This window comes from Clostridium sp. ATCC BAA-442 (assembly GCF_964239415.1).
Lineage (GTDB): Bacteria > Bacillota > Clostridia > Oscillospirales > Oscillospiraceae > Flavonifractor > Flavonifractor plautii.
Genome location: NZ_CAXSQB010000060.1, coordinates 1 through 1,135 on the forward strand (window position 1 = coordinate 1; position 1,135 = coordinate 1,135).

General features: G+C 69.3%; 1 protein-coding gene. It reads right to left on the minus strand.

Going from position 1 to position 1,135, the window contains the following annotated elements:
• Nucleotides 1-270 precede the first annotated feature (270 nt).
• The gene (gene eutL, locus ACESY8_RS17420) at nt 271-924 is read right to left on the minus strand and encodes an ethanolamine utilization microcompartment protein EutL (RefSeq protein ID WP_007494070.1); all 654 of its coding nucleotides are present in this window, start codon (nt 922-924) and stop codon (nt 271-273) included.
• Nucleotides 925-1,135: the final 211 nt, after the last annotated feature.

Here is a 1,135-nt window from a genome sequence, read left to right on the forward strand (position 1 = left end):
CGGCGCGGCTCGCTCCCGCTCGCACGCCGCCTGCGCCCCGTGCGTCTCCTCTAGATCTCCCTCGGCCGGGCCGCCACCGCCTTCACCGCCTCGGCAAAGGCTGCACAGGCGTCCCCACCCGGCTTTCGTCGGGCAGGGGCCCCGGATTTCAACCCGATCGCCGGAAGTGAATTCCGGCGATGCAAGGTTTCGGCAGAGCCGAAACGCTTGACGCGCCTGCCGGCGCGGCTCGCTCCCGCTCGCACGCCGCCTGCGCCCCGTGCGTCTCCTCTAGATCTCCCTCGGCCGGGCCGCCACAGCCTTCACCGCCTCGGCAAAGGCTGCGCAGGCGGCGTTGCACGCGCTCTGGGTGCCGGTGAGGAGCCCGCCGCCGAAGTTGGTCTCACTGGGGGGCTCAAAGAGGGCGGCCAGCTCCACATCGGAGGCCTTGAGCGCCTCGTCCAGCCCCACCACCGCCTCCAGAGGCGGGGCGATCAGGTAGGCCAGGGCCTCACCCTCCCGCACGCCCGCCGTCTTGGACAGATAGGTGCCCGTGCGGGAGACGGTGTGGGCAAAATAGACGATGGAGCCGTCCTCGTTGGCGGAGCGGAAGCCCACCCCGCTGGCCATAAACTCGGCGCAGGCCCGCAGGCCGGACTGCACCTCCGCGGGGTTGGGCCCGGCCAGGATGCCGATGACCTCGCCGGCCAGCTTGGTAGAGGCGTTGCCCGCACCCGCGTAGAGGGAGCGGCCGTACACCACCTCCACCGCCGCGGCCTTGGTGGCCTCGTCCAGGGCGCAGTAGGTCACGTCGTCGCTGTCGGCGGTAATGATACCAATGGAGCGGTACTGCTGGGGTAAGCCCAGCTTTTCCGCCAGCGTCTCGCTGACGTTGGCGATGGTATGGGTGGCCAGTACATTGGCCGGAATCAAATCGCCTGTCATAATGTCACCTCCGTTGTTTTGTAGGGGCGGGTGCCCACACCCGCCCGCCGGATGGCGCAGGGACGGGGGAGCGGGGCGATGTGGGCATCGGCCCCTACGATCTCCCGCCTATTTGAGATCTATCCCGCTGGCCTTTTTCTCCAGCATAGTCTTGATCAGCTTCGCAATGTGAGCACCCGCCGTGGGGGGGGGGGGGGGGGGGGGGGGGGGG

What these genes read in the sequence shown, in the direction of transcription:
- eutL (WP_007494070.1), bottom strand. Translation starts at nt 924, where the DNA reads ATGACAGGCGATTTGATTCCGGCCAATGTACTGGCCACCCATACCATC.